This window comes from Clostridium sp. MF28 (assembly GCF_002969175.1).
GTDB lineage: Bacteria > Bacillota > Clostridia > Clostridiales > Clostridiaceae > Clostridium > Clostridium beijerinckii.
Genome location: NZ_CP014331.1, coordinates 3,030,553 through 3,038,052 on the forward strand (window position 1 = coordinate 3,030,553; position 7,500 = coordinate 3,038,052).

General features: G+C 38.1%; 1 protein-coding gene, 2 tRNA genes, 4 rRNA genes and 2 pseudogenes (1 of these 9 only partly in view). 1 reads left to right on the forward strand and 8 read right to left on the reverse strand.

From position 1 onward, the window contains the following. Positions 1 to 377 precede the first annotated feature (377 nt). Positions 378 to 1,883: ribosomal RNA gene (locus AXY43_RS12910) — 16S ribosomal RNA — on the reverse strand. Between the two features lie 590 nt (positions 1,884 to 2,473). Then, positions 2,474 to 3,264, reverse strand: a pseudogene (locus AXY43_RS12915) (pyruvate, water dikinase regulatory protein). A 223-nt stretch (positions 3,265 to 3,487) separates the two neighbouring features. Between AXY43_RS12915 and AXY43_RS12920 the strand changes: the two are divergent. Beyond that, positions 3,488 to 4,237 carry a signal peptidase II gene (locus AXY43_RS12920; protein WP_012061052.1) on the forward strand — a complete coding sequence of 250 codons (750 nt, stop codon included), beginning with the start codon at positions 3,488 to 3,490 and terminating at the stop codon, positions 4,235 to 4,237. 189 nt (positions 4,238 to 4,426) lie between these two features. Here the strand turns inward: AXY43_RS12920 and AXY43_RS12925 are convergent. The 6 genes and pseudogenes from AXY43_RS12925 to AXY43_RS12950 all read right to left on the reverse strand — a co-directional run. Further along, positions 4,427 to 4,502, reverse strand: a tRNA-Lys gene (locus tag AXY43_RS12925). 5 nt (positions 4,503 to 4,507) lie between these two features. Continuing rightward, positions 4,508 to 4,624: ribosomal RNA gene (gene rrf / locus AXY43_RS12930) — 5S ribosomal RNA — on the reverse strand. A gap of 158 nt (positions 4,625 to 4,782) precedes the next feature. Continuing rightward, a pseudogene (locus AXY43_RS12935) lies at positions 4,783 to 5,729 on the reverse strand (L-lactate dehydrogenase). A gap of 291 nt (positions 5,730 to 6,020) precedes the next feature. Next, positions 6,021 to 6,096 (reverse strand) — tRNA-Lys (locus tag AXY43_RS12940). A 7-nt stretch (positions 6,097 to 6,103) separates the two neighbouring features. Further along, positions 6,104 to 6,220: ribosomal RNA gene (rrf, locus tag AXY43_RS12945) — 5S ribosomal RNA — on the reverse strand. Positions 6,221 to 6,293: 73 nt separating this feature from the next. Continuing rightward, positions 6,294 to 7,500: ribosomal RNA gene (locus tag AXY43_RS12950) — 23S ribosomal RNA — on the reverse strand (it continues 1,705 nt past the right edge of the window).

Sequence of the window (7,500 nt, forward strand, 5' to 3'; positions counted from 1 at the left end):
ACTTTATGATACATGGGGTTTCCCATGTGAGTTTCCTCATTCGGAAATCTTCGGATCTCTGACTATGTGCGTCTACCCGAAGCTTATCGCAGCTTATCGCGTCCTTCATCGGCTCCTGATGCCAAGGCATTCACCATGCGCCCTTTGTAGCTTGACCTAATTATTAGTCATATCACAAAGAATATTTATTCTTGGCTTTGTTGTATTTTATATACATTAAATCTATGTGCAATTTTCAAAAAACATTGAAAGACTTAGTCTTTCAAAATTGAACAGAACAAATACTTAAGTAACCTTTGAGCAAGTATTTTATATTTTGATACATAATAATGTATCTGTACTAGTCAGACATCATGCTGATCTAGATTTCTCCATAGAAAGGAGGTGATCCAGCCGCAGGTTCTCCTACGGCTACCTTGTTACGACTTCACCCCAATCGCTGACCCTACCTTAGGTCGCTGCCTCGCTTACGCGTTAGCTCACGAACTTTGGGTATTGCCAACTCTCATGGTGTGACGGGCGGTGTGTACAAGGCCCGGGAACGTATTCACCGCGACATTCTGATTCGCGATTACTAGCAACTCCAGCTTCATGTAGGCGAGTTTCAGCCTACAATCCGAACTGAGACTGGTTTTAAAGTTTGGCTCACCTCACGGTTTAGCATCTCTGTACCAGCCATTGTAGCACGTGTGTAGCCCTAGACATAAGGGGCATGATGATTTGACGTCATCCCCACCTTCCTCCCGGTTAACCCGGGCAGTCTCGCTAGAGTGCTCAACTAAATGGTAGCAACTAACAATAAGGGTTGCGCTCGTTGCGGGACTTAACCCAACCTCACGACACGAGCTGACGACAACCATGCACCACCTGTCTTCCTGCCCCGAAGGGCTTCCCCGATTAAGGGTAATTCAGGAGATGTCAAGTCTAGGTAAGGTTCTTCGCGTTGCTTCGAATTAAACCACATGCTCCGCTGCTTGTGCGGGCCCCCGTCAATTCCTTTGAGTTTTAATCTTGCGACCGTACTCCCCAGGCGGAATACTTAATGCGTTAGCGGCGGCACAGAGGTCATGACAACCCCTACACCTAGTATTCATCGTTTACGGCGTGGACTACCAGGGTATCTAATCCTGTTTGCTCCCCACGCTTTCGAGCCTCAGTGTCAGTTACAGTCCAGAAAGTCGCCTTCGCCACTGGTATTCTTCCTAATCTCTACGCATTTCACCGCTACACTAGGAATTCTACTTTCCTCTCCTGCACTCTAGATATCCAGTTTGGAATGCAGCACCCAGGTTAAGCCCGAGTATTTCACATCCCACTTAAATATCCACCTACGCTCCCTTTACGCCCAGTAAATCCGGACAACGCTTGCCACCTACGTATTACCGCGGCTGCTGGCACGTAGTTAGCCGTGGCTTCCTCCTCAGGTACCGTCATTATCGTCCCTGAAGACAGAGCTTTACAATCCGAAGACCGTCATCACTCACGCGGCGTTGCTGCATCAGGGTTTCCCCCATTGTGCAATATTCCCCACTGCTGCCTCCGTAGGAGTCTGGGCCGTGTCTCAGTCCCAATGTGGCCGATCACCCTCTCAGGTCGGCTACGCATCGTCGCCTTGGTGAGCCGTTACCTCACCAACTAGCTAATGCGACGCGGGTCCATCTCATAGCGGATTACTCCTTTAATTGCTATGCCATGCGGCACTACAATCTTATGCGGTATTAATCTTCCTTTCGAAAGGCTATTCCCCTCTATGAGGCAGGTTACCCACGTGTTACTCACCCGTCCGCCGCTAATCCGCTCCCGAAGGAGCTTCATCGCTCGACTTGCATGTGTTAAGCACGCCGCCAGCGTTCGTCCTGAGCCAGGATCAAACTCTCAATAAAAAGTTTAATCTTAGCTTACTCAAATAAAAATTGCTGGTTTACTTAAATGTATTTATCTTATTCTGTTCAATTTTCAAAGACCAATTTTCTTCCTACAATTCTCATTGTAGCTATTAATTTATGTCACCCTCAAGCGACTTATTTAGTATATCATCTGCTTTACATACTGTCAATAACTTTTTAATTTTTTTGAACTCAATCAGAAAAGTTTTTCTTAGTTCAATTGAAGTTATTTATGTACCTCAGCGACGTTTATTATATTAACATATATGATAATTGTCTTATTATATTAAATTATCCTATTAAATGACTTTATATTCATTATAGTCTAAAATTCACGTAAAATTCTCTCTAATTCTATTAGTGATACACTAGGAATAGTTATATTATATAACATATAGCTTTTACTAACTTTCCTTTATTTCCATTATGTTTAAGTACAACACCTTAGCGCATTTGATATAAAAAAAGCAAATTTCGCTTACAAATATTTTGGTAAACAAAACTTGCTTTTTTTAACTTATCTTATATATCAACTTATATCATTTCCAAAATTAGTTGCTTATTAATAGCTTATTTATTGTTATACCCTATCTCTCTAGAATAATTAAAGCAGTATCTTCAATAGCTCTCTCTGTAACATCTATAGTCTTACATCCTATTTTTCTCATTATTTTATCTGCAAAATCAAGTTCTTCTAACACTCTTGCATCTCCTGCATATTCAATGTCTGACGTAATCCTATGAAACTTATCTAACCTTCTTTTCCTTATTTCAATTAATCTAAGTGGATTTATTGTTAATCCAAATACTTTTTTTCTATCAATTTCATATATTTCATCTGGAACTCCCACTTCAGGCATTAAAGGAATGTTTATTGCCTTTACCCCCTTATTGGCTAAATACATACAAAGTGGTGTTTTTGAAGTTCTTGAAAGTCCGATCAACACTACATCGGCATTCTTTAATCCCCTATAATCTTTACTATCATCATATTGCATAGCAAATTCCATGGCTTTCTATTCTCTTGAAATATACTTCGTCTGTTTGCCTCATAGCACCTGGGTTGTATGTAGGATGTGTATTTAATATAGTTGATGCCACATTTATTATTGGCCCTAATACATTCATAACCGATATATTTTTTTTCCATTGCTTTTTGTGTCAAATGCTCCCTTACATTAACAGTAATTATAGTAGATACAATTATCACGCTCTCGCACTCATTTGCAATATTCATTACATCTTCAACATCTTCTAAAGATTTTACATATGGAATTCTTTTAACATCTACTTTTTCTGTAAATTGACTTGCCGCTGCAACAGCAACTTGGTTTGCAGTTTCTCCTATCGAATCTGATACTGCTAAAATTGTTAACATATTTATACCTTCTTTCTCATAATCTCATGATACTTTTTATACCTTACTCTTTTTTTATAAATATATACCCTGACCAATGCTTACAATACTTTAATTAATTATGTATGTGTTCCTGTTATCTCTATATTAAACTAAATTTGGTTCATTTAACAGTAGTGAATTTTTTTTTACTATATGTTACACTTTAGTATAACGTAATACAATTACAGTTGGAGGTACTCTTATGAAAAATAAAAAAGTGTTAACTATAAGTATTCTTCCTTTGATGTGGACTATATATGTCTTATTCGAGCTTATTACTGGAAGAATTAATGATCTTAGAACAATTTTATTTAATATGATACTAATTATATTATTTGCACTAGTAGGTCTATTTAGCTACATAATAGGAATTAAATACGAATGTGGATTTAAGTCTAATACACTTGTAATTCTATTTTTCTTTCTTTTTTTATTTGATCAAGGAATAAAGATATTAATAAAACTCTTTTGGTTTAATAATGATTTTCCTATAATATCTAGCTTGTTATATTTTCGACCTATAATTAATACTGAAGGTTCTTGGCTAAATGCTAGATTTGGAGCATCCGTTAATTTTCCTATTTTAATAACTATAAATATATTTGCTATATTTATTTTTATCGAAGTATATAGATATTATTTATACAAAGGAAACAAGGATTTCTGGGCCGATATGTGCTTTATTTTTGTATGCTGTGGTGCTACATGTTCGCTGATTGACAAGATTTTTTATGGTGGTAGTTTAGATTTTATAGGAATAAGTAATTTATTCATTGCTGATATAAAAGACTTATATATTAATATAGGAATATTATTCTTTGCCCTTACTATGTTTAACAATGGATACCTTGCATCTAATGAAGATACATCAGTTAAGGAAGATATTCAATCATTAAGAAAGTTTTTCTTATTTATAAAAAAGGATATCTCGCATAAGTTCAAATCCTTCTAAACAGTTATCTATTAGATTAGTAAAACCTATGAATACTTATTTAATGTTATTCATTTTATAAATTTGTAATATGATATGTTTCAAAATTTATAAAGGTAAATAAAAAAAGAGTTTTACTTTCAGTAAAACTCTTTTATTTATATAAATACTAAGCAAGTTTTTCAATAAGATTACTTTTAATAAAGTAATTGGTGGCTCACCCGGGAATCGAACCCGGGACACCATGATTAAAAGTCATGTGCTCTACCGACTGAGCTAGTGAACCATCTTACCTCGCAACGTCCTACTCTGCCACACAGTCTCCCATGCAGTACCATCGGCGCTATAGACCTTAACTTTCCTGTTCGGAATGGGAAGGAGTGTTACCTCTATGCCATCATCACGAGATTTTAATTAATAGTTGATATAATCTTCATCTATTACTTCAAATTTATGAAATAATCTTTATATAACTATTTTATAATATCTTGTCGAAAACTTGTCTCAACAAGATATTATTATACATAGTATTATCTATTATGTCAACACTTATTCAGAAATAAAACTTATTTTATTTTTTCGGTATATTCTTTTATTAACTCTATAGATCTTTTAAACTTGCTCAACTCTTCTTTTGTCATATGAATTTCCACTACCTCTTTAACCCCATCAGCATTTAAAACAGCAGGTACTCCACAAAAAACATCTTTTTCTCCATACTCGCCATCTAATAATGTAGATACTGGCATTATCTTGTTTTCATCATTTATTATCGCTTTTATGACTCCTACAGCTGCTGTTGCTATACCATAATACGTTGTTCCTTTTCTATTGTACACTTCCCAACCTGCTCTCGCTGTTTCCAGTACTAGTTTATCTAAGTCAACTTCTCCTACTCTATCTTTATTGTCTTTTAATATCTCGTAGAATGACTTTCCTCCAACTGTAACATGAGACCATGGGACCATCTGTGAATCTCCGTGTTCTCCCATAGAATATCCTTGCACACTACGCGGATCAACATTTAATAGTTCTCCAATGAAATTTTTTAGTCTTGCTGAATCAACTGAAGTACCAGTTCCTATAATATGACTCTTTGGTAACCCAGATATCTTATAAACATGATATGCTATCATATCAACCGGATTGGAAATAACAATAAAGTGTCCTTTAAATCCACTCTTCATTATTGGCCTTACAATGGATTCTACTATTTTAGCTGATAATTCTAGTGTATCTAATCTAGTTTGCCCTTGCTTAGGCGGTGCACCAGCTGTTATTACCACAATATCTACATCCCCGCATTGCTCATAGTTCCCCTGACAATTCTTATATTTCTATTCAAATATTCAATACAATGGTTTAAATCCATTACTTCCCCTAGAGCCTTTTCTTCATTTATATCAATCATTAATATCTCATCACATACCCCTTGAGTCATCAGACTAAAGGCTGTACTAGACCCTACTAATCCTGTTCCTATAATAGCCACTTTACTTTTTTTTAAACTCATATTTAACTCCTTTTAAGAAACTTATTCTTACTCATATTATTATTATTTTACACTCATTTATTCACTTATAATTACTTATATATGCACGATTAAATATTATGGATTATATTATACACTATCTTAACTCTCTTCTAAGAATATAAAATCAGTCTTCGTATTCAAAATTTATCTAATTAATAAATTAATCCAATCTTTTATTCCTAAATGTTTATAATACTGAAAATAAATTACTTCTTTAATAATTTATTTTAAAACAAAAAAGGTTGTTAATAAAATTAACAACCTTTGTTATGGTGCGTCATCAGGGATTCGAACCCTGGACACCCTGATTAAGAGTCAGGTGCTCTACCAACTGAGCTAATCACGCAAATCTTACCTCGCAACGTCCTACTCTGCCACACAGTCTCCCATGCAGTACCATCGGCGCTATAGACCTTAACTTTCCTGTTCGGAATGGGAAGGAGTGTTACCTCTATGCCATCATCACGAGATCTTCAATTTGAAAAAACCTTGTTCTTTCAAAATTGCACATAGTTTTTTTAATGTATTTACAACTTGACTATATTGGTCAAGCCCTCGACCTATTAGTATCAGTCAGCTAAATATGTTACCATACTTACACCTCTGACCTATCAACCTTGTAGTCTTCAAGGGGTCTTACTAGCTTATGCTATGGGAAATCTCATCTTGAGGTGGGCTTCACACTTAGATGCTTTCAGCGTTTATCCCTTCCCGACTTAGCTACCCAGCTATGCTTCTGGCGAAACAACTGGTACACCATAGGTCAGTCCATCCCGGTCCTCTCGTACTAAGGACAGCTCCTCTCAAATTTCCTACGCCCGCGACGGATAGGGACCGAACTGTCTCACGACGTTCTGAACCCAGCTCGCGTGCCGCTTTAATGGGCGAACAGCCCAACCCTTGGGACCTACTTCAGCCCCAGGATGCGACGAGCCGACATCGAGGTGCCAAACCTCCCCGTCGATGTGAACTCTTGGGGGAGATCAGCCTGTTATCCCCGAGGTAGCTTTTATCCGTTGAGCGATGGCCCTCCCACGAGGTACCACCGGATCACTAAGCCCGACTTTCGTCCCTGCTCCACTTGTAGGTGTCGCAGTCAGGCTCCCTTCTGCCTTTACACTCTTCGAACGATTTCCGACCGTTCTGAGGGAACCTTTGGGCGCCTCCGTTACATTTTAGGAGGCGACCGCCCCAGTCAAACTGCCCACCTAACAATGTCCTGTCACCAGTTTCATGGCATCCAGTTAGAACTTCAATACTATCAGGGTGGTATCCCAACAACGACTCCACCAAGGCTGACGCCCTAGTTTCCCAGTCTCCCACCTATCCTGTACAGACAATACCGAAATTCAATGCTAAGCTACAGTAAAGCTCTACGGGGTCTTTCCGTCCAATCGCGGGTAGCGAGCATCTTCACTCGCACTACAACTTCGCCGGATTTGCAGTTGAGACAGTGCACAAGTCATTACGCCATTCGTGCGGGTCAGAACTTACCTGACAAGGAATTTCGCTACCTTAGGACCGTTATAGTTACGGCCGCCGTTTACTGGGGCTTAAGTTCACACCTTCGCGTTACCACTAAGTGTTCCCCTTAACCTTCCAGCACCGGGCAGGCGTCAGCCCCTATACATCAGCTTTCGCTTTAGCAGAGACCTGTGTTTTTGTTAAACAGTTGCTTGTGCCTATTCTCTGCGGCCTGATTTCTCAGGCACCCCTTCTCCCGAAGTTACGGGGTCAATTTGCCTAGTTC